Origin of the sequence: Desulfococcus multivorans (genome assembly GCF_001854245.1) — a bacterium.
GTDB classification, from domain to species: domain Bacteria; phylum Desulfobacterota; class Desulfobacteria; order Desulfobacterales; family Desulfococcaceae; genus Desulfococcus; species Desulfococcus multivorans.
The window spans coordinates 1,956,327-1,980,599 of record NZ_CP015381.1 but is presented as its reverse complement, the minus strand read 5'-3'; the positions used below and the strand labels follow the sequence as shown (position 1 = coordinate 1,980,599).

At 56.6% G+C, this 24,273-nt stretch carries 21 protein-coding genes; 13 read left to right on the top strand and 8 right to left on the bottom strand.

From position 1 onward, the window contains the following. Positions 1-165 precede the first annotated feature (165 nt). On the top strand, positions 166-510 hold the full coding sequence (locus dmul_RS08600) for a thioredoxin family protein (protein ID WP_020875690.1): 345 nt from the start codon (positions 166-168) through the stop codon (positions 508-510). 96 nt (positions 511-606) lie between these two features. Here dmul_RS08600 and dmul_RS21075 read toward each other — a convergent pair whose 3' ends face one another. After that, a complete protein-coding gene (locus dmul_RS21075; RefSeq protein ID WP_257785907.1) occupies positions 607-735 on the bottom strand; it encodes a hypothetical protein in 129 nt (42 codons plus the stop codon). Between dmul_RS21075 and dmul_RS08595 the strand changes: the two genes are divergently transcribed. From dmul_RS08595 to dmul_RS08575, 5 genes are all read left to right on the top strand, one after another. Continuing rightward, positions 734-1,135, top strand: a complete 402-nt coding sequence (locus dmul_RS08595; RefSeq protein ID WP_144016404.1) for a hypothetical protein — start codon at positions 734-736, stop codon at positions 1,133-1,135. The genes dmul_RS21075 and dmul_RS08595 overlap by 2 nt on opposite strands. Before the next feature lie 220 nt (positions 1,136-1,355). Further along, the gene (locus dmul_RS08590) at positions 1,356-1,979 is read left to right on the top strand and encodes a TetR/AcrR family transcriptional regulator (RefSeq protein ID WP_020875688.1); all 624 of its coding nucleotides are present in this window, start codon (positions 1,356-1,358) and stop codon (positions 1,977-1,979) included. Positions 1,980-2,031: 52 nt separating this feature from the next. Beyond that, on the top strand, positions 2,032-3,246 hold the full coding sequence (locus tag dmul_RS08585; RefSeq protein WP_020875687.1) for an efflux RND transporter periplasmic adaptor subunit: 1,215 nt from the start codon (positions 2,032-2,034) through the stop codon (positions 3,244-3,246). Positions 3,247-3,258: 12 nt separating this feature from the next. Next, the gene (locus tag dmul_RS08580) at positions 3,259-6,438 is read left to right on the top strand and encodes an efflux RND transporter permease subunit (protein ID WP_020875686.1); all 3,180 of its coding nucleotides are present in this window, start codon (positions 3,259-3,261) and stop codon (positions 6,436-6,438) included. A gap of 1 nt (position 6,439) precedes the next feature. Next, positions 6,440-7,849, top strand: coding sequence for an efflux transporter outer membrane subunit (locus dmul_RS08575; RefSeq protein ID WP_020875685.1), 1,410 nt, complete (start codon positions 6,440-6,442; stop codon positions 7,847-7,849). Between the two features lie 226 nt (positions 7,850-8,075). Here dmul_RS08575 and dmul_RS08570 read toward each other — a convergent pair whose 3' ends face one another. The 4 genes from dmul_RS08570 to dmul_RS08555 form a co-directional block, all read right to left on the bottom strand. Beyond that, positions 8,076-9,785: an L-lactate permease gene (locus dmul_RS08570; protein ID WP_020875684.1), complete on the bottom strand. Its 1,710-nt coding sequence runs from the start codon at positions 9,783-9,785 to the stop codon at positions 8,076-8,078. A 181-nt stretch (positions 9,786-9,966) separates the two neighbouring features. Further along, positions 9,967-10,641 carry a LutC/YkgG family protein gene (locus dmul_RS08565; RefSeq protein WP_020875683.1) on the bottom strand — a complete coding sequence of 225 codons (675 nt, stop codon included), beginning with the start codon at positions 10,639-10,641 and terminating at the stop codon, positions 9,967-9,969. Continuing rightward, positions 10,634-12,055: a LutB/LldF family L-lactate oxidation iron-sulfur protein gene (locus tag dmul_RS08560; protein WP_020875682.1), complete on the bottom strand. Its 1,422-nt coding sequence runs from the start codon at positions 12,053-12,055 to the stop codon at positions 10,634-10,636. The genes dmul_RS08565 and dmul_RS08560 overlap by 8 nt, the downstream gene beginning before the upstream one ends. Beyond that, entirely contained in the window at positions 12,048-12,797 is a 750-nt protein-coding gene (locus dmul_RS08555; RefSeq protein ID WP_020875681.1) for a (Fe-S)-binding protein, read from the bottom strand. The genes dmul_RS08560 and dmul_RS08555 overlap by 8 nt, the downstream gene beginning before the upstream one ends. Before the next feature lie 431 nt (positions 12,798-13,228). On the opposite strand from dmul_RS08555, the gene dmul_RS08550 reads away from it, so the two are divergent. The 3 genes from dmul_RS08550 to dmul_RS08540 are packed head-to-tail and all read left to right on the top strand — an operon-like array spanning position 13,229 to position 16,657. Next, entirely contained in the window at positions 13,229-14,614 is a 1,386-nt protein-coding gene (locus dmul_RS08550) for an FAD-binding oxidoreductase (protein ID WP_020875680.1), read from the top strand. A gap of 2 nt (positions 14,615-14,616) precedes the next feature. Next, entirely contained in the window at positions 14,617-15,948 is a 1,332-nt protein-coding gene (locus dmul_RS08545) for a (Fe-S)-binding protein (protein ID WP_020875679.1), read from the top strand. After that, positions 15,938-16,657 carry a FadR/GntR family transcriptional regulator gene (locus dmul_RS08540; RefSeq protein WP_020875678.1) on the top strand — a complete coding sequence of 240 codons (720 nt, stop codon included), beginning with the start codon at positions 15,938-15,940 and terminating at the stop codon, positions 16,655-16,657. The genes dmul_RS08545 and dmul_RS08540 overlap by 11 nt, the downstream gene beginning before the upstream one ends. 8 nt (positions 16,658-16,665) lie before the next feature. Here the strand turns inward: dmul_RS08540 and dmul_RS08535 are convergent, their stop codons facing one another. Next, positions 16,666-17,505 carry an SAM-dependent methyltransferase gene (locus tag dmul_RS08535; RefSeq protein WP_020875677.1) on the bottom strand — a complete coding sequence of 280 codons (840 nt, stop codon included), beginning with the start codon at positions 17,503-17,505 and terminating at the stop codon, positions 16,666-16,668. Between the two features lie 463 nt (positions 17,506-17,968). Between dmul_RS08535 and dmul_RS08530 the strand changes: the two genes are divergently transcribed. From dmul_RS08530 to dmul_RS08510, 4 genes are all read left to right on the top strand, one after another. After that, positions 17,969-18,448, top strand: a complete 480-nt coding sequence (locus tag dmul_RS08530) for a (2Fe-2S)-binding protein (RefSeq protein WP_020875676.1) — start codon at positions 17,969-17,971, stop codon at positions 18,446-18,448. After that, positions 18,445-19,305 (top strand): molybdopterin cofactor-binding domain-containing protein, encoded by an 861-nt coding sequence (locus dmul_RS08525; protein ID WP_020875675.1) that lies wholly within the window; start codon positions 18,445-18,447, stop codon positions 19,303-19,305. The genes dmul_RS08530 and dmul_RS08525 overlap by 4 nt, the downstream gene beginning before the upstream one ends. Positions 19,306-19,423: 118 nt before the next feature. Continuing rightward, complete coding sequence (locus tag dmul_RS08520) at positions 19,424-20,989, top strand: PAS domain S-box protein (protein ID WP_020875674.1); 1,566 nt, start codon at positions 19,424-19,426, stop codon at positions 20,987-20,989. Positions 20,990-21,328: 339 nt separating this feature from the next. Beyond that, the gene (locus dmul_RS08510) at positions 21,329-23,029 is read left to right on the top strand and encodes an FAD-dependent oxidoreductase (RefSeq protein WP_020875673.1); all 1,701 of its coding nucleotides are present in this window, start codon (positions 21,329-21,331) and stop codon (positions 23,027-23,029) included. 108 nt (positions 23,030-23,137) lie between these two features. Here dmul_RS08510 and dmul_RS08505 read toward each other — a convergent pair whose 3' ends face one another. Both dmul_RS08505 and dmul_RS08500 read right to left on the bottom strand, forming a co-directional pair. Beyond that, positions 23,138-23,407: a hypothetical protein gene (locus tag dmul_RS08505; protein ID WP_020875672.1), complete on the bottom strand. Its 270-nt coding sequence runs from the start codon at positions 23,405-23,407 to the stop codon at positions 23,138-23,140. A 126-nt stretch (positions 23,408-23,533) separates the two neighbouring features. Beyond that, positions 23,534-24,262: a mechanosensitive ion channel family protein gene (locus dmul_RS08500; protein ID WP_020875671.1), complete on the bottom strand. Its 729-nt coding sequence runs from the start codon at positions 24,260-24,262 to the stop codon at positions 23,534-23,536. Positions 24,263-24,273 lie beyond the last annotated feature (11 nt).

The following is a 24,273-nucleotide window of genomic DNA, read 5'->3' as shown; positions in this document are numbered from 1 at the left end:
CGTCAAGACCGATTTTATAACCTTGACGGCGAAGCGGAACATGGTCTCGTCTCCATGCCGGGATACCGGGACCCCCCAAAAAACCCGCGACCGAACCGTCATGGCACATTCCTTGATAATTATTGAAAAAATTCAACAGCAGTGTTTCATCACCCCGAGGTTTTCATGAAAACCATGGATATCGCTTCTTTCGAACACCATAACAAAACGATTCGGCAGGGAATCACGCTGATCGACTATTATGTGTCATGGTGTTCTCCCTGTCGGGTGCAGGCGACCATTATCGAGCGGGTCGCCGATGACTTAAAAGGCAAGGCCCTGATCGGCCGAATGAATCTCGATCGGCACCGCCGGACAGCCGAAACCCTGCGGATCCAAAGTGTCCCCACTCTGGTCGTTTTCATTGACGGCCGGGAGGTCCGACGGTTCATCGGGTTGCAGCCCAGAGAAACCCTTACCGCTTGTCTGAGGGCGGTCATCCGTTCCCGGAACAAGGCCGCAACGGTGTAGCCTGCGACAACCGTCAATCCCCGGAGGGGTTGCCGATGCCCCTCGAAAGCCATATCTTTCCGAAGATCCGAAAGATGCATGCGCAAGAATCGATTTTCAGACGGTGTTGGAAGGATCTCGAAATCGAGACATGTGAACCTCGAGGCGTACCGAGCAGTCGATGCACACCGTATCGCGGAAGGCCGAGGCATACCGCAGATATCGGATCAAGGGAGATTCTCTCATGGCCCGAAATTCCGAAAAACGTCTCGAGGACTGGATACGATTGATTTTGCTCAACTGGGTACTGATCTCGATAATGATGTTCTACAGCATCTTTATGGGGATCGGCATCGGATACCTCGTCATCCGATTCAGCAGGCTTGTCGTCGACTGGACGGGCCTCCCCGCGCATCTTCTCGACCTTTTCCCCACTTCCGGCCCAACCGTCAACCTGATGATCGGGGGACTGATCGCCGCCGTGTTTCTTCATTTGTTCAGACACCTGCGTTACAATTGTGAAACCGAAAGCTACACCCTGAAGCTGTCCAGGGTCTTCAACCTCAGGGCCGCCGTCGCTTTTGCGGCCATTGTCATGATTCTTATGGGGATGGGCGCGGTTTTCGCACGGCTGTTTCCCTCATGACCTTCAGAACCGCGGAACAGGTCTTCCGGGAAATGTCCATGTCACCCGAAAAGGCGGCTTGAAAAAATATTCACCGGCGCCATGTTGACGATCCGTGCTTCTTCCCGTTCCCATCGAATCCATGAAATCACTCTTGACACAATGACGTCGCATTACATATTATGAATACTTATTCACATTTCACAATAACTATTCACCGGAACGGTAAAAGGAGCGATCCATGAAAAAGACGAAGCTCTCCCGGCGGGAAAGAGAGAAACTGCGTCAACGCCAGGAGATGCTTGCCGCCGCACTCGAACTCTTCTCGGAGAAAGGCTACCATAATGTAACTGTTCAGGAAATCGCCGAAAAAGCGGAGTTCGCCATCGGTACCCTGTACAAGTTCTTTCAGAACAAGGAGGATCTTTATACGGCGCTGGTCCTGGAACAGTGCGACAACTTCGAGTCGGCGCTCACGAAAGTGCTCGAAGCACCGGGAACCGAGATTGAAAAACTGCAGAACTATGTTCAAGGCAGAAGCGAAAAGTTCCGCAACAATCTGCCCTTCGTGCGCCTGTTTCTTGCCGAAAGCAAGGGGATAACCTTCAATATCAAGGCGGGCCTTGACGAGACGATTCGGAAACGATACCGCGATTTTCTGGAAAAGCTGGCATTGGTTTTCGAAAGCGGCATTCGGAACAAGCGTTTCAGGAACATTGCCTCGCCCTATCAGCTCGCCGTGGCCCTCGACAGTATCATCGACGCTTTTTTGCTGCTCTGGCTGGAGGCACCCGAGCGTTATCCCTATCCGGAGGATCCCGACACCATCCTGGATATCTTTTTTAAAGGGTTGACACCACCATGATATTTTTTTTTAAACGATCCAGATCGGCATTCCATATTTTGGAGGTTTTTTGATGCAATTGAATAAAAACGGTTATGAACCATCGGCATGGACCAGGACGTTGACGGTTCTGTCAGCGCTTTTTTTGTTATGGGGCTGTGGAAAAGGATACGGGGAACAGCAGGCCGCGCCGCCCCCGCCGCCGGAGGTGGTCACCGTGACCGTCACGCCGCGGAAAATTGAGCTCACCACCGAGCTTCCGGGGCGAACATCCGCCTACCGGGTCGCGGAAATCCGACCCCAGGTCAACGGCATCATCCAGAAACGCCAATTTCGGGAAGGCTCGGACGTCAAGGCCGGACAGTTGCTTTACCAGATCGACCCCGCTCCCTTTCAAGTGGCGCTCGACTCTGCCAGGGCATCCCTGGGAAAGGCACAGGCAAATCTCCCGTCGATCCGATCCCGGGTCGAACGCTACACGGAATTACTTGTCGACAAAGCGATAAGCCGACAGGACTATGACGATGCCGTCTCTGCCGTGGACCAGGCCAAAGCCGAGATCGAATACTGGAAAACCCAGGTGGCGGCAGCCCGCATCAATCTGGGTTATGCCCAGGTCAACGCCCCGATTTCCGGGCGCATCGGCAGGTCCAACGTAACGGACGGGGCTCTGGTGACGGCGTATCAGCCCCTGGCCCTGGCAACCATTCAGCAACTCGATCCCATCTACGTAGACGTCACCCAGTCCTCCGCCGAGCTTTTGCGTTTGAAACGCAACCTGGAAACCGGCCGGCTCAGCGCCGATCGGGAAAACGGGAAGGCCGTACGCATCGTTATGGAGGACGGTTCGCCGTATCCCCTGGAAGGCAAGCTCCAATTCCGGGAGGTCACGGTGGATCCCGCGACAGGATCCTACACCGTCCGCATCGTGGTCCCGAACCCGGAACATCTGCTTCTGCCCGGCATGTTCGTCAGGGCCCTCGTCCAGGAAGGGATCGCCGAAGCGGCCATTCTCGTTCCCCAACAGGGGGTGAGCCGGAATCCCAAGGGAGAAGCCGTCGCGCTCATCGTGGACGATGTGGAAACCGTCCGGCAGCGCATCTTGATCCTCAACCGCGCCATCGGCGACCAATGGCTTGTGGCCTCGGGTCTTTCCGCCGGGGACCGGTTGATCATTGAAGGCATGATGAATGTTCGCCCCGGGAGCGTCGTCAAGGCCATTTCTCGGGACGCCCTGACGGTGGATGGAGACCCCCCCCACGCCAATCGCCCGTCCGGGGAAAAATAACGGAGGACATCGATGTTATCGAAATTTTTTCTGGACCGCCCTGTCTTCGCCTGGGTCATCGCCATCATTCTGATGCTGGGAGGCGGGCTGGCGATCTACAATCTTCCCATATCCCAGTATCCGCCCATTGCGCCGCCGTCCATCGCCATCGATGCCTTCTATCCCGGAGCCTCGGCGGAAACGGTTGAAAACAGCGTGGTTCAGATCATCGAACAGAAAATGACCGGATTCGACAAGCTTCTGTACATGTCGGCAACCAGCGATGCTTCGGGATCCGGCAGAATCGAGCTGACTTTTGCGCCGGGAACCGATCCGGACTTCGCCTGGTCCCAGGTACAGAACAAGCTCCAGCTCGCCATGGCCAGCCTTCCGGACGTGGTACAGCGGGCGGGGGTCAAAGTCAGCAAATCCACCCGAAACTGGCTCATCATCGTGGGTCTGACCTCTGAAGACGGCAGCATGGACGGCCACGATCTGCGGGACTACGCCCAATCCAACATCGAGAAGGTGTTGGCACGGGTGCCGGGCGTGGGGGAGGTGGAGAGCTTCGGTTCGCAATACGCCATGCGGATCTGGCTGAACCCGATCAAACTGAACGATTATCAGCTCACGATCGGAGATGTCATCGCCGGTCTTCGCGCTTACAACGTCGAAATCTCCGCCGGGCAGTTCGGCGCTGCCCCGGCAGTGGAAGGGCAGCGGCTCAACGCTTCCATCATCGTCCAGAATCTGCTCAAGACTCCGCAGGAGTTCGGTGCCATTCCCCTGCGCATCAATCCGGACGGCTCCATCGTCCGGGTTCGGGATGTAGGACGAACGGAGCTGGGGACCGAGCGATACGAAATGAACGCGCTTTTCGACGGCAAGCCCAGCGCCGCCCTGGCTGTTCGGCAGGCGCCGGGCGCCAATGCCCTGGATACCGCCGATGCGGTGAAGGCCAAAATGGCGGAGTTATCCAATTACTTTCCTCCCGGCATGAAGGTCATGTACCCCTATGACACGACCCCCTTCGTCAAGGTGGCCATCGACGAAGTGGTCAAGACGCTGTTCGAGGCCATCCTCCTGGTCTTCCTGGTGATGTATGTTTTCATGGGAAACATCCGGGCCACGCTGATCCCGACACTGGCGGTTCCGGTGGTCCTCCTGGGCACCTTCGCCGTGCTGGGACTTTTCGGGTTTTCCATCAACATGCTGACCATGTTCGCCATGGTGCTGGCCATCGGCCTTCTGGTGGACGACGCCATCGTCGTGGTGGAAAACGTGGAGCGGATCATGCACGAAGAGGGGTTGTCACCCCGGGACGCGACCCGAAAATCGATGGATGAGATCACCAGCGCACTCATCGGCATCGGACTGGTTCTTTCGGCGGTGTTCGGTCCCATGGCCTTTTTCGGGGGCTCCACCGGAGTCATCTATCGCCAGTTTTCCGTGACCGTTATCGCCGCCATGCTGCTGTCGGTGCTGGTGGCCCTGATCCTGACGCCGGTGCTGTGCGCTTCGCTCCTCAAGCCGGTGACAAAGGGACACGGCGCCGGAGAGACCGGTTTTTTTCTGTTCCGCCCTTTTTTCAGGTGGTTCGAACGATCCTTCAATCGGTTCAGAGATCAGTACCAGGCGATGGTGGGTCATATCCTCGGCAGAAAACTTCGCTATGTGCTGGTTTATCTCCTGATCGTAGTGGTGCTGGGATTCCTGTTCCAACGAATGCCCACCGCCTATCTGCCGGATGAGGACCAGGGCATCATGTATATCCAGGCGACCCTGCCGGCGGGTTCGACTTTGGAGCAGACCGAACGCGTCATGACCGAGGTTCGCCATTACCTTCTGGAAAATGAAAAAGAGGCCGTAAAGAGCTGTTTCACGCTGGCCGGAAGGGGGTTCTCGGGAGCAGGGCAGAACGCCGGGCTGGCATTTGTCATGCTCAGGGACTGGGATCTGCGCAACCGGCCGGATCTGAAGGTGGGCGCCCTGGTGGAGCGATCCATGAAACGGTTCGCCGGGATCCGCAACGCAAGGGTGTTTGCCTTCCCGCCGCCGGCGGTTGTCGAACTGGGGCAGGCCGGCGGGTTCGACTTTCAATTGCAGGACCGCGGCGGCGTGGGTCATGACGCATTGATGGCAGCCAGAAACCAGCTGCTGGGCATGGCCGCCAAAGACGACAGGTTGACGCGTGTCCGACCCAATGGACTGGAGGACGTGCCGCAATACCGCATCGATGTGGACTGGGAAAGGGCCGGAAGCCTGGGAGTGCCCATCGACGCCATCCACACCACGATTTCGGCGGCCTTTGGGAGCGCCTATGTCAACGATTTCATTCAAAGTGGACGGGTCAAGCGGGTGTATGTCCAGGCCGACGCGCCTTATCGCATGCTGCCCAACGACATCGACAAGCTTTACGTGCGCAATGCAGCAGGCACGATGACGCCCTTCACCTCTTTTTCTTCGGGACGCTGGACCTATGGATCCCCTCGGCTTGAACGCTTCAACGCCTTCCCTTCCATGAATATCTGGGGGGCGCCGCCCCAGGGGAAGAGTTCCGGAGAGGCGATGCAGGCCATGGAAGAGATCGCTTCGAAGCTGCCTAAAGGCATCGGCTTCGACTGGACGGGATTATCCTACCAGGAACGAATGACCAAGTCCCAGGCGCCGCTGCTCTACGCCTTTTCGATGATCGTGATTTTTCTGTGTCTGGCAGCCCTTTACGAAAGTTGGACCGTTCCGATTTCCATCGTGCTGACCTTGCCGCTGGGCATTATCGGCAGCGTGATCGCTTCATCGTTTCGAGGGTTTCCCAACGATGTCTACTTTCAGATCGGACTCCTCACGGTTCTGGGGCTGACCACCAAGAACGCCATCCTGATCGTTCAGTTCGCCATGGAAAAGGTGAAGGAGGGCATGGGGCTGGTGGAGGCCACCCTGGAGGGCGCGAAGCTGAGGCTTCGCCCCATCATCATGACCTCGCTGGCTTTCGGCTTCGGCGTTCTTCCCCTGGCCGTGGCCGCCGGCGCGGGCGCCGGCGCTCAAACCGCCATCGGCATGGGCGTCCTGGGGGGTATGGTTGCCGCCACCTTTCTGGCGACGCCGTTTATACCGCTCTTCTATGTTATGGTGGTTCAATTGTTCAGCAGAAAAACATCGGATCGGTCCGAAGTCGCCGTTTCGGATGCCGCCGTTTCCTCGGAGGGACGTTGATATGAGAATAAAGATTATTTCACTCGGGGCACTGGCGGCCTTGCTGTTGACGGGATGCACCATGATCCCGGAATATTCTCGTCCGGATGCGCCGGTACCCGACCAGTGGCCGACAGGTCCGGCCTACGACGGCACCGTGTCCGGACGACAGGCGCCGCCGGCTGCCGATCTGCAATGGCGACAATTCTTCACCGGCAAACGACTTTCGAGGATCATTGAAACGGCCCTGGCAAACAATCGCGACCTGCGGGTGGCCGCCTTGAACGTGGAGCGAGCCCGGGCGTTCTACCGGATTCAGCGGGCGGAGCTGTTGCCGCGAATCGATGCCGTGGGCAGCGGCTATGCGGAACGGGTGCCCGCCGATCTTTCCAGTACCGGGAATTCACGCACCATAGAGGAGTATCGAGCGGACATCGGCACCACTGCCTGGGAGATCGACTTCTTCGGCCGTATTCGAAGCCTGGAAAAGCAGGCTATGGAGGAATATCTGGCCACGGAATATGCCCGTCGCAGCGCCCAGATATTACTGATAGCCGAAACGGCCAACGCTTATCTGACCCTTGCGGCGGATCGCGAAAACCTGCAACTGGCCCGTTCCACCCTGGAAGCGCAAGAGGAATCCCACCATCTGATTCAGCGCCGCTTCGATGTGGGGCTCGCACCCAAGATCGATCTGTGGCAGGTCCGGCAGAGAGTAGATGCAGCGCGGTTGGACGTGGCCCGATACACCGAACTCACGGCCCAGGACGAGAACGCCTTGAACCTGCTGGTGGGCACTCCGGTAGCCGCCCACCTGCTCCCCGAGGGCTTGAGCAGCGTCACACCGCCGCCGGACATTTCACCCGGCATCTCCTCCGAGGTGCTCCTCCGCCGCCCGGACATTCTCCAGGCCGAAAGCCTGCTCAAGGCGGCCAACGCCAATATCGGCGCAGCACGGGCCGCCCTTTTCCCCCGTATATCGCTCACGACGGCTGTAGGAACCGCAAGCGACGAACTGTCGGGGCTCTTCAAGTCGGGTTCAGGCACCTGGATGTTTTCCCCGGGCATCACCATGCCGGTCTTCGACCCCCGCATATGGTCGGCCCTCGATGTGAGCAAGGCCGAACGCGAATTGACCCTGGCACGATACGAGGGGGCGATTCAGGCGGCATTCAAGGAGATCGCGGATGCCCTCGCCACCAAAGGAACCGTGGGGCATCAGCTGGACGCGCAGCGATCCCTGGTGGAGGCCACCAGCGAAACCTACCGGCTTTCCAATTCCCGGTATGAGAAGGGAATCGACACCTACCTGAGTGTGCTGGATGCCCAGCGGTCCCTTTACGCCGCGCAACAAGGCCTCATCACCACCCGCCTGGCGGAGGCGAGCAATAAGGTGCGACTGTATGCGGTATTGGGCGGGAGCAGCGACTGAGGCGATACGATCGTGGGCCAGGCCATCCTCTACCGCGGCGCCGGATCAGCGGTCGTGTGGAAACAATTTGTCGCCCTCTCGGTGATCGGTGCCGTCCTGTTCAGCCTGTCTCTCGGCCGTTTCCGTAAGACATTGAGCAGGATGGCGTAAAGCGTGACGATCACCGACGGGCGACAATGTTGCGGTTTCTGCAAAAAAGTCCGATATCCGCGTTATGCCGCCCTGTCTAACGACTCACCAGGTAAGCATTCAGAGGATCATGGTATCCCATGGCATAAATTACCAGCAGGCCGAGAATACCGACGAGGATGCAATAATAGAGGGTTGGAATGATGGTCCGGCGGAGGGTGTTGCCTTCCTGACCCAGCAATCCGACGGTAGCGGATGCCGCCACCACATTGTGGATGCAGAACATGTTCCCCGCAGCAGCGCCAACGGCCTGAAGGGCCACGACCACGACACCCGAAATGGCGAGATTCTGGGCGACGCCGTGCTGAAACAGGCTGAACATGAGGTTGCTGACCGTGTTGCTGCCCGCGATAAAGGCGCCCAGTGCACCGATGAGCGGTGCGAAGAAAGGCCAGACCTGCCCCACATTGGCGGCCACCCATTCAGCCATGGCCAGGGGCATGCTGGAATATCCGGCGGCATTGACGCCGGAGTTGATGTACACCCGAACCATGGGAATGGTGAAAATGAGCACGAATCCGGCGCCCAGGAGAATGCTGCTGGATTCCTTGATGGCGAGCGAGAGTTCGTTCCAGCTCATTTTGTGGAGAAAATAAGTGATCAATACGACGAAGCAAAGGATGGCCCCGGGCAGATAGAGGGGCACGAAAGCAGCGCTGATGCCCGTACCGAGTATGTCCGACCAGGGAAATTTGACGCTTTTGAGCCAGGTACCCAGGGGCAGCTGTCCCAACCGCGTCAGCACGAGGATAATGGCCACCAGCAGGTAAGGAATCCATGCCAGGGTGAGATTCATGGGTTTTTTAGAGGTCAGGGCATCCAGTTTGATTTCCATCTGGCTCATCCAGCCGGGTTCCCATTCTTCCCGGGGCGGGAAATCCCAGATGTCCTTGGGTACCAGGAACCCCTTGGTGGCTGCGGTCGTCATAATGGCCATACCGATGAGCGCGCCGATGAGGCTGGGAAATTCAGGGCCGAGAAATATACCGGTCAACATATACGGTATGGTGAAAGCAAGGCCGCCCATGATGGAGAACGGCAAAATCGACAGGCCTTCGGTCCACGATTTGTTCCTGCCGAAGAAACGCGTCATCATCACCACCATAAACGTGGGAATCAAGGTTCCCGCAATGGCGTGGAAGATGGCGGATGCAGCTGTAATCAGCTGAAGATACTGGCTGAAATCCATGCCTACCTCGGCCAGCAGGGCCGTCAGCTGGGGATTTTCCAGCCCCCCCTTGACACCGATGAGAATGGGGGTTCCCACAGCCCCGAAGGTTACGGGGGTGCTCTGGATCATCATGCCGATCATGACGGCCCCCAATGCCGGAAACCCGATCGCCACCATCAAGGGCGCCGCGATGGCTGCAGGGGTGCCGAACCCCGAGGCCCCCTCGATGAAGGCACCGAACAACCAGGCCGTCAACACGACCTGCACCCGCCTGTCCGGACTGATTTTGGTAAAACCGGTTCGAATGGCGCTGATGGCGCCTGAATGTTTGAGAGTGTTGAGCAGCAGAATGGCGCCGAAAATGATAAACAGAATGTCTGCGGTGATGAAAAGCCCCTGGATCGTCGATGCGACAATGCGCACGACATCCACATGCCAGAAAATAAATGAAATCAGAACGGCTACCACGTAGCAGATGGGCATGGCCCATTTTGCCGGCCAACGAAATCCCACCAGAAGAACGGCTGCCGTCAGAATGGGCAGCACCGCCATGAAAGATTGAAATCCTAAACTCATCGGTCCTCCATGTAAAAATAAAAAGCTGTTGACGGTTATGATGATTCAACCTTCGACTTCCGTGGGGCGGTGAATTCCAGGAAAGGCTTCACCGGTTTCCGGTCGACATTACGAAAATCGAAGGCCACGTAGTTACAGAAACACCGGCTACCTCTGGCCGGCCGGTGCTATCCATGTTTTATCAGGTCAAGATCAGGACCACCAGTTCTTTGGGCCCGTGAACACCGAACGCCAACACCAGTTCAATATCGGCGGTTTTGGACGGTCCGGATATCAGGAGCGCGTTGGTGGGCATCCCGTCGGCCCACACGCATTTCTCCATCGCTTCGGAAAAGCTCTCATAGATGCGATCGGCGTCAAGAACGGCGATGTGGACCTCGGGGACGAGGGACATGAGACGGGGTTCGTTTTCGTCGGGCCAGAGGATCAGAGCGCCGGTGTCGGCGATGCCGCCCATGGTCGCGGTGATGCCCGCATCCATAGAGAAAAGGGCTTCCTTGAAGGTTTCCACCGGTGCGTCGTAGGGTTCGAGTACGGGAAGTCCCGCATCCCCTGCAGCCCATGCCGCTGCCACGGCGTCTCCCACCGGCGTCCCGGGGGCGTAGAGCATCTGCTTCAGCCCTTTTTCGACGACGATGGTCTTCAGACGATCCGTCCACAGCGCGTCACGGTCCCCTTTCGGGACCACATGCACCTCGCTTCGCATTGCCGTCATCCGGGTTTTCAGTTGTTCGATCTTTTCCTCCCGGCTCAAAGGAGGCGTTTGAAGCGGTGCGGGAACAGACGGAAGGTTCCGTCGATCTCCCAGAGCACTGCTTATTCTTCGCAAGATCCGTTCACGTGATTTTTCAGGCATCCTTGATCCCTTTCTCTCTGACCCTCTCATGAAGGCTTTTTTGGGAAAAACGCGGTCGGATCCGACCACGGGTCCATGCCTCAAGAGGGCCTAAACGCGGCAGGATCGGACTCAAAACAGGCGCCATTTTCGTGACGAGGGCGTTCAAGCCCCGGTGGCGATTGACCAGCGCCCATGCCTTCCACACGGCGGCCTCGGCAAACGTCCGTTTGAATCCGTGCCCCGGCACCGATCCGTTCGGGTCGTAACTTTCGTTCCTGAGCCGTCGGATCAGATCCGGTATGGGAATCTTCACCGGACAGACCTCCTCGCAGGCATTGCAGAGCGTCGAGGCCGTGGGAATGCCGCCGGCTTTGTCGAGCCCCTCCATTTGAGGGGTCAGGATCTCTCCGATGGGACCGGGATAGATGAAGCCATAGGCATGCCCGCCGATACGGGTGTAGACAGGACAATGGTTGAGGCAGGTCCCGCACCGGATGCATTGAAGCGTCTGCCGCAGTTGTTCATCGGACAGTATCCGGGAGCGCCCGTTATCCAGAAGGATCAGATGGATTTCCCGGGGTCCGTCCTTTTCGTCGGGCTTTCTCGGCCCCGAGATCATGTTGACATAGGTTGTGATGAGCTGTCCGGTGGCCGAGCCCGTGAGAAGCCGCAGCAGCGGCGGCACGTCGGAAAGCTTTTCCACGACCTTTTCAAGCCCCATCACGGCGATGTGAACCGGTGGAACCGTGGTGCACATTCGGCCGTTGCCTTCATTTTCGACGAGACAGAGGGTGCCGGTTTCGGCAACGGCCATGTTGACGCCGCTCAACCCGACCTCCCCTTCGTAAAACTTCCGTCGAAGGGTTTTCCGGGCGATGGCGTTGAGCTCCTCGACGGCCTCCGTGTAGGGCGTGTTCGGAATCTTCTCGTGGAAGGTCCTGGCGATCTCCTGCTTGTTTTTGTGAATGGCCGGGACAATGATATGGGACGGCGTCTCCCCGTCGAGCTGAATGATGAATTCCCCCAGATCCGTTTCAAGGGACTCGACACCGTGGTCGGCGAGAAACCGGTTGAGATGCATCTCCTCGGAGACCATGGATTTGCCCTTGACCAACCGCCGGGCATGATGATCCCGAAGAATGCCGAGAACGATCCGGTTGGCCTCATCGGTTGTTTCGGCCCAGTGGACCGACATGCCGTTTTCGATGCATTTCTTTTCGAGCCGCTCAAGCAGTTCCGGCAGTTGGAGCAAGGCACGCCTCCGGATGGCGTTTCCCTGGGCCCTGAGCGCCTCGAAAGCCGCTGCATCGCTGAAGATCGCCTTTCTCTTGGCGGTCATGCTGCCCATTGCGAACGAGAGGTTCGATCTCAGCTGTCGGTTGGCCAGGGCTTTACGGATATTGGCCTGAAAGTCGAATTGGGTTTCAGTCATGAATGCGCTCCCATATGAATTCGGCGATATGTCGACCGGTGATCGGTATCCGCCGATAGCTCATGGCGCCGGTAATGTTCATGAGACAGCCGCAGTCGCCGCCCAGCACCTCCGCGGCGCCCGTCTTCCGGATATCGTCGATCTTGTCCGTCACCATTGCCTCGGAAATCTCCGGTTGCTTGACCGCAAAAGTGCCGCCGAATCCGCAGCACTGGTGCTCGTTTTCAAGCGTCACCAGTTTGACGTTTCCAAGCTGCCTGATAAGAGATTTGCTGTCTTCGATGACGCCCATCTCCCGAGCGGCGTGACAGGAGGAATGCCATGTCACGGTGACCGGCTCCCCCCGGTCCTCCAGCTGGATGTGGAGAACATGGACCAGAAATTCCGTCAGCTCGAAAATCCGCTCCGAAAAGGCTTTGACCCGGGATAGACCCGGATCTTTCGCGAAAAGTCTGGGATAATGGTGGCGCATCATACCCGCGCATGAGCCTGACGGGACGACTATCGGATAGGGCTTGGAGAATATCTCCAACTGTTTTTCCGCCACCCGACGAGCCTCCTCCGGGAATCCGGAGTTGTAAGCCGGCTGACCGCAACAGGACTGTTCGTGCGGAAAGACGACCTCCACGCCTTCGCGTTGGATGAGATGGATAGCGGCCATACCCGCTTCCGGATAGGCCATGTCGATCAGACAGGTGCCGAAAAAGTAGACCTTTTCGGGTTTTGGGGGATATTGACGCATCACCTCTCCTCTGTTTCCGAATGATTACTTCCCGTGGTCGGGAAATGTTTCGATCGACCCCACGGTGTCTCAGGAAAAGACAAATATCGTTTTTTCTGCGCTTCGGTTGATTTTTTTGTTGGAGATTATGGACGTATCGCTGCGGGCGATCGCCTTTTCAACACACTAAAAGGTTATTTTGATCAATGGTATGACCATAATTTATAAATGAGCCCTTTTTCGATGTCAAGAAAAAAATACTTGAAATAAAATATTATGAATGATACTTAAACGATTAAATAGGTTATCCAAATATTGACAGTTGTCGATACATCGCATTGGTATTTTTTGATTTTGGTACTACCATTAACCGATTTCCGTTGATTGGCGTACTTGATCAGCCTGTCTTGGCGTCAAGCGAACGCTAAACCAATTTTTAGGAGACGAACCCTATGCTCAATCCCGCTCTCATCAAGGAATTCAAGAACATCGTGGGTGCCGAGAATGTCTTCACCGACGACGCAGACCTTCTCACCTACTCCTACGACGCCGCCGTGGTCAAGCCGGTTGTCCCCGCATTGGTGATCCGTCCCACGACCAGTGAAGCGCTGGGTCGCAGCGTGAAGGTCTGCGGCGAGAACGGTCTGCCCGTCACCGTGCGCGGAGCGGGCACCAACCTGAGCGGCGGCACCGTTCCCACGGCTCGGGAAGGTGTCGTCATTCTGACCAACGGCCTGAAGCGGATCCTGGAAATCAATGAAGCGGACATGTACGCCGTGGTTCAGCCCGGAGTGGTGACCGCCCAGTTCGCCGCGGCCGCCCAGGCCAAAGGGCTCTTCTATCCGCCGGACCCCGGAAGCCAAGCCGTTTCGACCCTTGGTGGAAACGTCGCGGAGAACGCCGGCGGCCTCAGGGGCCTCAAATACGGTGTCACTTCGGATTATGTCATGGGGTTGAAGTTCTTTGATACGAACGGGGAGATCGTCAAGACCGGCGCAAAAACCGTCAAATGCGCCACCGGCTACAATCTGACCGGTCTCCTGGTGGGATCCGAGGGAACCCTTGGCGTTTTCGATGAAATCACGCTGAAACTCATTCCCCTCCCGGCGCATCGCAAAGCCATGATGGCCGTCTTCAATCAGATCATCAAGGCATCCGAGGCGGTGGCGGCCATTATTGCCGCCCGGATCATCCCCTGTACCCTCGAATTCATGGACAATTTTACGATCCGCGCCGTGGAAAGCTACAGCCGGGCAGGCCTTCCCACCGACGCCGCGGCCCTTCTTCTCATCGAGGTTGACGGCCACCCCGCCATGGTCGAGGAGGACGCCGTAAAGGTGGAGGAAATCTGCCGGCAACAGGGCGCCGTCGACATTCGTGTCGCCAAGGACGATGCCGAACGCGACAAGGTCTGGGCTGCCCGGCGCAGCGCCCTGTCAGCCCTCGCCAAACTCAAGCCCACCCTGGTGCTGGAGGATGCCACGGTCCCCCGAAGCCGGATTCCCGAGATGGTTCAGGCCATGCAGGATATCGCGGCAAAATACCGTCTCGAAATCGGCACGTTCGGTCACGCCGGGGATGGAAATCTTCACCCCACCATTCTGACGGACAAGCGAAATACCGAGGAGTGGGAGCGGGTTGAAGCCGCCATCGCAGCGATTTTCGACAAGGCTCTTGCCATGGGCGGTACGCTGTCGGGCGAACACGGCACCGGCATTGCCAAGTCATGCTTTCTGGAAAAAGAGACCAGTCCTGCCACCATCCAGTATTCCCGCGCCGTCAAGGCGGCGCTCGACCCCAGGAACATTTTGAATCCCGGCAAGATAATAGGAGGCTGATCATGTCCGATATGAAAGCGCTCGCCCATCTGATGAAGGAGCTCGAAGATCAGCTCGTGGTTTGCATGCGGTGCGGCATGTGCCAGTCGGTTTGCCCCCTTTACGACCAGACCGGCCGTGAGGCGGACGTTGCCCGGGGTAAACTGGCGCTCCTGGACGGTTTGATGCACGAGATGTTCAAGGATCCGGAAGGGGTTTACGAACGGCTTAACAAGTGTTTGTTATGCGGGTCCTGCGCCGCAAACTGTCCCTCGGGTGTCAATGTTCTGGAAATTTTCATGAAGGCAAGGGCCATCCTCACCGGATACATGGACCTTCCGCCGGCGAAAAAACTGGTGCTGAGAGGCATGTTGGCCCACCCCGAGTTGTTCGATCGAATGGCCGAATGGGGTGCCAGATTCCAGAAAGTCTTCACCCGGCCCGTAAACGACGTCGTGGGCACATCCTGCGCAAGGGTCATTTCCCCGCTGCTTGGCCGCCGACATTTCAAAAATCTGGCGGAAACCCCTTTTCACAAGATGGTGCCGGTTCTGAAAACCCGTCCGGGAAAATCCGGCGTTCGCGCCGCCTTTTACGTGGGGTGCCTCATCGACAAGATCTTCCCGCACATCGCCCAGGCGGTCGTCGACGTGCTCACCTATCACGAAGTCGGCATTGTCCTGCCGGAGAACCAGGCCTGTTGCGGGATCCCGGCTGTTTCCTCCGGAGACATGAAAACCTTCAGAAGTCTCCTGGAGCATAATCTCAACAGCTTCAACCCCGGTGAGTTCGATTATCTCGTCACCGCCTGCGCCACCTGCACCTCAACCTTCAAGGAGGTTTGGCCGGCCATGGCCGAAGCTGCGGGAAACGGCGACATGGGGCTGTTGCGAAGGGTGGAGCGGATCGCTGAAAAAACGATGGATATCAATGCGTTTATGGTCAATATCATCGGGCTTGCCCCCCCGGTCCGCGGTGTTGGCGGCGACACCGAAAATCCACCCGAAGTCATCACGTATCACGATCCCTGCCACCTGAAAAAAGCGTTGGGCGTCTCGGTGGAGCCCAGGGCCATGATCAAGGCGAACCCCCGTTATCAGTTGAAGGAGATGGCATCGTCCGACTGGTGTTGCGGCATGGGGGGCAGTTTTAATTTGCAGTATTATGGAATTTCTTCTACTATCGGCCGCCAGAAACGGGACAATATCGTGGCGACCGGATGCTCGTCCGTGGCGACCGGGTGCCCGGCATGCATGCTTCAGATTGCCGACGCCCTTTCGAGATCCGGAGATCGCGTTGCCGTCAGGCATCCCGTCGAAATTTACGCGGAGCAATTGAAACGACATGAAAATTGAACTCAAGCCGATCAAACCCAAGCGAATATCCGACCAGGTCTTCGAACAGCTGAGAGAGCTCATTTTCCGAGGCGAACTTAAACCCGGCGAAAAAATCATGCCGGAACGGGAGTTGGCTGACGCCCTGGGCGTCAGCCGAACCTCGGTCAGGGATGCCCTCAGAAAACTGGTAGTGATGGGATTTCTGGATCAGAAGCAGGGACAAGGCACCTTCGTACGCGGCACCGAATCCATCCGGAAGAGCCCCCTCGCCGTTGCCATGGAGAATCAGGATGCCTCGCTCACGGACCTGCTCGAGGTAAGGATGGGTCTGGAAACCAACGCAGCGGCCCTCGCGGCTCGACGGGCGGATGAGAAGGATATTGGATTTCTCGAAAAAAGCCTTAAGGAACTGGAAGATCAGATCCGAAACGGCGAATTGGGAAACGAGGCGGACGTATCGTTTCATATGGCCATCACCTATGCGACCAAAAATCCGGTTCAGATCTACCTGATGAAGATCTTCTTCGATTTCCTGTTTATCGGGATCAAGGAAAACCTCCGGTATCTATACGAAGACCCCAGCAACATCGACCAGATCTTCAACCAGCACGTCGCCATCATCGAGGCCATCAAAAACCGGGATGCCGAAGGCGCTTTTGCAGCCATGAAACATCACATCGATTTCGTGATGGATTTTTTCAAGAATTTCCACCAGGAGGACACGTAAACGTCGGCTCAGGAAGCACGCCGGAAAACACCCTGGAAGATACGAATCCGATCCTCATCGAGGTTCCGAACCATGTTGCCGCTTTTCTGAGCCGCCGTCTTGCCCATCACGACACCCAGCCCCACGGTTCGGGGAGCGCCCGCTGCGGCTGCGGTTTTTTTGGCATCTATCGTCCGTCTCAGCCAGTCCAGGGACGCCGTAGAAACGTCCCGCCACGCCACTTCCGTGAACCCCGAAACGGAAATCAGGCGTTTCAGGACATCGGACGGGACAAGGAAGTCGATGGTGCCGTCGCTTGCCCAGGGAACAGGATAATACGGCGGCTTGACATCCCCTGAGCACACCTCGTAGAGGGCCAGGAGCCCTCCGGGCCTGAGCACCCGAGCCACCCCTGAAAAAAGCGCCGCCTTGTTCTCGATGTTCATGGTGGTGTGCAATGTCCAAACGACATCAAAAGTCTCCGGATCAAAAGGCAATGCCGTCATATCGCCGTGCTGAAAACGAACCCGTTCCGAGAGGCCGACCTTTGCCGTCAACATTTCCGCGGCCCGGCAGTATTCCGCCACGAGATCGATCCCGGTCACGATGCACCCGTACTCCGCCGCCAGGGTCCGCGCAGGTCCGCCGATCCCACACCCCAGATCAAGAACCGTCATCCCCTTTTCCAGCCCGGCCAAATCGGCCAGCTCCCGCGTGGCCTCTCGTCCCCGGATGTGAAATTCATCAAACCCGGCGGTATCCTCGTGTGAAGAGACGACGTGTCCACTCCTGTCAAGCGCCGACTGAATGCTGTCGGTGAGATTGTCCCGGCTGTAGTGATCGTTGATAGCTTGTTCGTAGGTCTTCATTTCCGTTCCTTTTTCCGATGGTTTCGCCCCGGCGCGGGAGCAGCATCTCTCAATCTGAAACATCGTTTCCATCACCGATTCAACGTTCGACTTTCATAGGCCCTATCCTCCCGGCACCGCTGTCCGGTCGCTATCATGAAAGTCGAAAATTGAATCATCGAAAAATATAGAATACCACAATTTTTTTAAAAAACCATTCAATTCAATCTGCCTGAGACCTTTCAGATGTATTTTGCGGACCGTCTCCGCGCCGACTCAACCGAGCCCCACTGGAATCCATCCGAAAGAGTGCTCCCGATCGCCATGCCTGCCTATGGACATCACGACGCAAATCAGGTATCTGCAAGAGATAGAAAAAGTTCCCCGAAAGGGTCTGCGCCGCGAACTGCCCCGATCGCTGCCCCCTTTGTGTTGCGACGAATCGCCCTCCTGGCCGAAAACCCTTACACAAGGGAGGTTTCCGATGGTGAAGACAATCCGGTTTACCCTCAACGACAAACCCGTGAGCCTCGACATCGACGAGGAGCGGACCCTCCTGTGGGTCCTTCGGACCGATCTGGGCCTTACGGGAACCAAATACGGCTGCGGCGAGGGGGCGTGCGGTGCCTGCACGGTCCTGGTGGACGGCGAAGCCCTCCCCTCCTGCCAGATCACCGTGGGGTTCGTGGCGGGGAGACACGTCACCACCATCGAGGGGATCGGCGCGGAAGGGAAGCTCCATCCCATTCAGCAGGCCTTTGTCCGCCACGACGCCCTCCAGTGCGGGTTCTGCACCCCCGGCATGATCCTCAAGGCCCACAGCCTGCTGGCATCCAACCCGAGCCCCACCCGGGAGGAGATCATCGAGGCCCTGGACGACCATCTCTGCCGCTGCGGGGCCCATGTGCGCATCCTGGCGGCCGTTCACACCGCGGCGGAGATGCTGAAAGGAGGCAAATCATGAAAAAGGAAGTCCCTTTTATCCAGGATCGGACCGAAGCGGCGGCCCCCTCCCCGGGCATGGACCGGCGGGAGTTTCTGAAGCGCATGGGTCTTCTGGGCGGGGGCCTCGTCATCTACGGCACCCTGGGAGATCTTCCTGCCGAGGCCCGTGCCCTGAGAACGGGGCTTCTCGGAAGCCGGGTGCCGAGCGATTTCAATGCCTTTCTGCGCATCGATCCGGACAACCGGGTGACCTGCTTCGTGGGAAAGATCGAAATGGGCCAGGGCGTCATCACCTCTTTCGCCCAGATGGCGGCCGAAGAGCTGGACGTGGCCTATGAATCGGTGGAGATGGTCCTGGGAGATACGGATCTCTGCCCCTGGGACGCCGGCACCTGGGGCTCTCTTTCGACCCGCTATTACGGGATTTTCGTCAAAGAGGCCGCCTGCGAGGCCAGAGCCGTCCTCCTGGACATGGCGGCTGAGCGGCTGTCCTGCCCCAGGAATCGGCTGTCGGTCAAAAACGGCCTGGTCTGGGACCGGGAACGCCCTGCGATTCGGGTGACCTATGGAGCGCTCACCGCAGGGCGGATCATCGAACGGCATCTTTCGGAGCTGCCACGGCTCAAACCCGCATCGGCATACACCACCAGCGGCAGGCCTTTCCTGCGGCGGGACGCCATCCGGAAGGTCCTGGGAAAGGCCCGATTCGCCGGGGACATCCGGCTGCCGGGGATGGGACACCTATGCCATTCCAATATTTTCGTGGCTGCCCGAGCTCGAGACCGTGATCCTGGAAAACCCCAACCTGTCCCCGAAGGGCGGCGGAGAACCCGCCATCATCTGCATGGGCGGCGTCCTGGCCACGGCGGTATATGATGCGACAGGAGCCAGGCTGCGTCAACTTCCCATGACCCCGGAACGGGTCAAGGAAGCCCTGAACCGGTGCCGGGAGGATACGGCCACCATCATGAACGTCGAAAGTTGAATTTTTAAGATGAAGGAACAGATCGATTTACATCAACCGGCCTTGACTATCGCGCACCAGGACATTATCACGCTGCGTGAGGATTACACTGTTCAGCAAGCATTGGACTACATCAGATTGCATGGCTTCGGAGAAAAAATCGTTTATTTCTACGTGGTGGACAACGCCGGACAATTGATGGGTGTGATTCTGACCCGACGGCTGCTCACTACGCCCCTGGACCAGCGCATTTCAGAGCTGATGATCCGAAAACTGATAACCATTCCCCAGCATGCGACAATATCGCAGGCTTATGACCTGCTGGCCCACCATAAGCTTTTGGCGCTTCCGGTGGTGGATCAACAACAGCGCATCCTGGGCATCGTCGATATCAGCAAATTCATGGACGACAACTATATCAGGGACATCACCGAGAGAAAAAAAGAAAAACTTGAAATTGAAAGACTGAATACAAGGCTCAGAAGCATTCTGGATCACATGCGTGAACTGGTGCTTTCTTTCTCATATATTGAAGAAGTCGATAAAAACAGCATAACTGATTTTTCATTTTTTGACGATCATCTTGTGGAGGTCAATTCCTCAGCCTTTTCTTTTTATGAAGTGCCGGCATCTTATATTCTGAACAAAAAAGTAAGTATTTTCGATTTCGTTCACGACCTTGATAAGAATAACGTCCTTGCCCATTACACCGATTTGTTTGAGAAGGGATTTTCTGAGATCAGTTATCGGATTGTTGCCCCGAAAGGCAAGATAAAATGGGTTTTGGATTACGGTCGCGTCGAATACATGAAGACAGGAGCGGTAAGAAGAATCAATCATATTATTGAAGACATCACCGAAAAAAAGAAGGCACTCGACAAACTCCAGGCGAGTGAGGAAAAATATCGACGCATCTTCGAACGCTCTAAGGATATGATATATATCCTTAAAACAGATGGGCAAATCCTCGATATCAATCCAGCCGGCATCGAACTTCTCGGACTCAGCAGCAAACAGGAAACAACACAAAGAAACATAAAGGATTTTTATGTGGATCCTGCGACAATGGCATCACTGGTCAAAGAGATTCTGGAAAAAGGAGAGGCCGCACGGACCAGAATGTTGCTTCAGAATGTCAAAGGCGAAAAATTCGAAATAGGTTTGAATGTCATTGCGCAAAGAGATGACACCGGAAAAGTTGTCTCTTATCAGGGAATCGCTCACAACATCACGGAGGCAATCAGACAAAAGGAGCTCGAGGCAATCAGCCAGCTTGCAGGCTGTTTTGCGGATGATCTGGCATCACCGCTGAACGTGATCATGATGGGCGTTGAAATGATTAAAGCTTTTTTGTCGGATATTGAAGCACTGACAGAGAAAGGATCCAATGGGGATGCAACAACAGGATGGGAAAAAATCTTGGATGAAATCACATCCCATGCTTCAGAGATGAATTATTTTCTCAATGAGGTCATGATTGCCGTTGAGGATGTAACGCAACGATTGACGGAGATCAGAGAACAGTACTGGAATTTGAAAAAAGTCCCGGACGGTTCCGGCGGTATGATTTACCAGAGAGCGACCAAGGAGAACTGATGATCAGGACCAGTCGATCCTCACGAACCGCGAATCCGATTGATTCTTGGATACACCCCAAGCATTTGATCTTATGACGTCAGCCGCAGCGGTCTTCTCGTCTCAACAGGCTTACGCCGAGGCGAAGACCTATTTTGTCGACAGGCTGACGGAACTCGCAACGACTCGGAGATCGGCCGAATCAACGCCTCTTGAAAACTTTTTTGAAATCATTCAAAGTGAACCCGTTGACAAACCGCTGGGGATCTTTGTATAAACCATAAAAGAGATAATTCGCATTTGTCGTTTCTGTCGGCAACGGCTCAAATTATGACCTTTTCAGACGAAAGGAAAAATCTCATGTCTAACTTGCGTGTCCTGATCATCGGCGGCGTCGCGTGCGGCCCGAAAACCGCTTCGAGGTTGAAACGGCTCTGTCCCGATGCGGATATCACGATGATCGAACGGGACCGGTTGATATCCTACGGTGCCTGCGGACTTCCCTATTACGTTGAGGGCGAATTTCTGAACATCAACGCCCTCACTCACACTCAGGTGGGCTTGCCGCGCACCGCCGAATTTTTTGAAAAGACCAAAGGATTCAAAGTCCTTGCCCGAACCGAGGCCATCCGGATCAACCGGAGCCGGAAGACCGTAACCGTCAAAGCCCTCGACACCGGGGTCGAATCGGACCTGCCTTATGACAAACTGGTGATCGCCGCCGGCGGTTCGGCCTTTCGTCCTCCCATCCCGGGCATCGATCTCAAAAACGTGTGGTTCATGACCCACCCCGAACACGCCCGGACCCTCGTAGAGGAAATCGCAGCCCAGGGGCTTAAAAACGCCGTAATGGTGGGCGCTGGTTTTATCGGCATGGAAATGGCCGAAGCCTTGATGTACAAGGATATGAACGTTACCATGGTCGAGATGTTCGACCATGTGCTGCCCGGCGTGATGGATCGGGATCTGGCCGCCTACGTCCAGCTTCATCTGGAGGACAATGATGTGGACCTGGCTCTGGGCGAACGGGTGGTGGGACTCGAAGGCGACGGGGACGGCAAAGTGACGGCCGTCAAAACCGATCAACGTTCTATTTCAGCCGACTGCGTCGTAGTGGCCGTGGGTACCCGCCCCAATGACGAATTGGCCCGAGAAGCCGGGCTATTTTGTGATCGGGGCATTCTCATCAACAACAATTGCCAGACCAGCGACCCGGATATCTACGCCGGCGGCGACTGCGTACTCAATCGTTTCATCAACAAAACCGTGGCCCCACCCATGTATGTTCCTTTGGGGTCGACGGCCAACAAGCACGGACGGACCATCGCCAATCACATCGCCGGACAGCAGACGCCTTTTCCCGGCATCAACGGCACCGGCGTCGTCAAGGTCTTTGACTATACCGTCGGTCGAACCGGCCTGACCGAAGCCATGGCCAAAAAGCTGGGCATTGCTTACGAATCCATCGTCTGGGGCGGACCCGATCGGCCGCATTACATGAAGAACGCCCGCTATTTCCTGATCAAAATGCTGGCCTCGAAGCGGGACCGCAAGGTACTGGGAGTTCAGGTCGCCGGGGCCGGGGACGGCGCCAAACGCCTGGACGTGGCCGCCGGCACCCTCTATTACGGCGGGACCGTAGAGGATCTGGCCGATATTGATCTGGCGTATGCCCCACCCTTCGGTCCACCCATCGATCCCATCGCCGTATGCGCCCACGTGCTCAGCAACAAGATGGACGGCATCGCCCGATCCATCAGTGTTTACGACGCCAAGGAACGGATGGACCAAGGGGATGTTCTGCTTCTGGATGTCCGGGAGCCCGATGAGAACAAGATGCTCAAGATGGCTTATGACAAGGTCGTCCACATCCCCCTGGGTTCACTGCGCGAACGCCTGAATGAGCTGCCCAGGGACAAGGACATCATCACGTTCTGCAAGATCAGCCTCAGGGGGTATGAGGCCCAGCGTATCCTTCAGGCCGCGGGATTCGATCGGGTATGGTTCATGGAAGGCGGCCACGAGGCATGGCCCTTCGAACTGGACTATCTGGGAATGTAACTTCTGCAGCGGCATCCGTCAAACCGAATCCGCCGCAGGGCCATTCCAAAGAAAGGCATCTTGCGGAGGCCGTCAACAGGCCGCCCGCAAGATGCCCGAAAAATATTTTCACGACCGGCCATCCGCTTCCTTCATTCTCTCGATATTCGCTCTAAGTTGAGCAATTTCGATGCCCAGACTGACACACTGCTTTCCCTCCATGCATTTTTCCGCATCGTTGTCCTCGAGAAATGTCTTGAGCTCATGGCCGCCTTTTTTGAGATCCACGACCCAGGCTTTTTGTTCGGCATCGTAATCGACCTCGACGTCAATCCCGCACTCACCGATATCCGGATATATTTTTCGAATTTTGTCACATAGTTCGGCTTTGCTGATCATGGTGGTCGTCCTTTCTGTTGAGATTGGAATCCATTGAACCTTTCCAGACCCAAAACCTGAATGCGCCCTCTATCGGCATGTCTGGGTCCTCATAACGTTACCTTTTACTATAATACGCAAGTTATCTCATGACAAGGACCCGTCCATCTGGAATCGCAACGGCTCCTGGGTATGAACGGTGAGTTGGGGAAAAGGAATATTCCATTCATTTTCGTTGCAGGTTTCGATGGCCATCCGATTGATAAGTCGGTTCAGTTTGTTGTAGTAACACGCCATCTTTCCGGAAAAATCGGCAATGATCGCCAAATCCAGCGATGACGGACCTGCCGCCGCCACCTCGACCTTGAGCTGAACCAGGTCCCCGTAGTAGCCGGTCTCCTCCAATTTTGCCCTGAGGGATGCCTCGAGCTTCTCGGGGACGGCCTGGGTGATCGACGCCTGGAGATTGTAATCGAGGCCGAAGACAATTTTGATTCTGAACCCCTTCGAAATGTTTTTGGGACCGAGTCCCAAAAAATCCTGGGTCGGGTAGGTAATGCGGCTGCCGCCCCTTGACACCAGTTGAACCATCTCCGGCGTCTGACTGACGATTTCTCCCCAGTTCCCGTCCGACAGCAGGACCCACTCGTGGATTCGGCAGGGGAACCAGGGTTCCTCGGCATCATAGGTCCGGGAATTGAGGTCGAGGATGTCTCGAAGCGGAACCCGGAGGAGCCTCGGCCGGAGATCCGGATTATCGAGTGTTGCATAGACGTTCAAAGATGCCACCCGCCACGGTATGCCGTTGAAGATGATTCGCTCGTTTTCCCGGACCGTGCCCAGATTGAGCATCAGTTGAACCTGTCGCCAGAACATGGGGAGCCCCG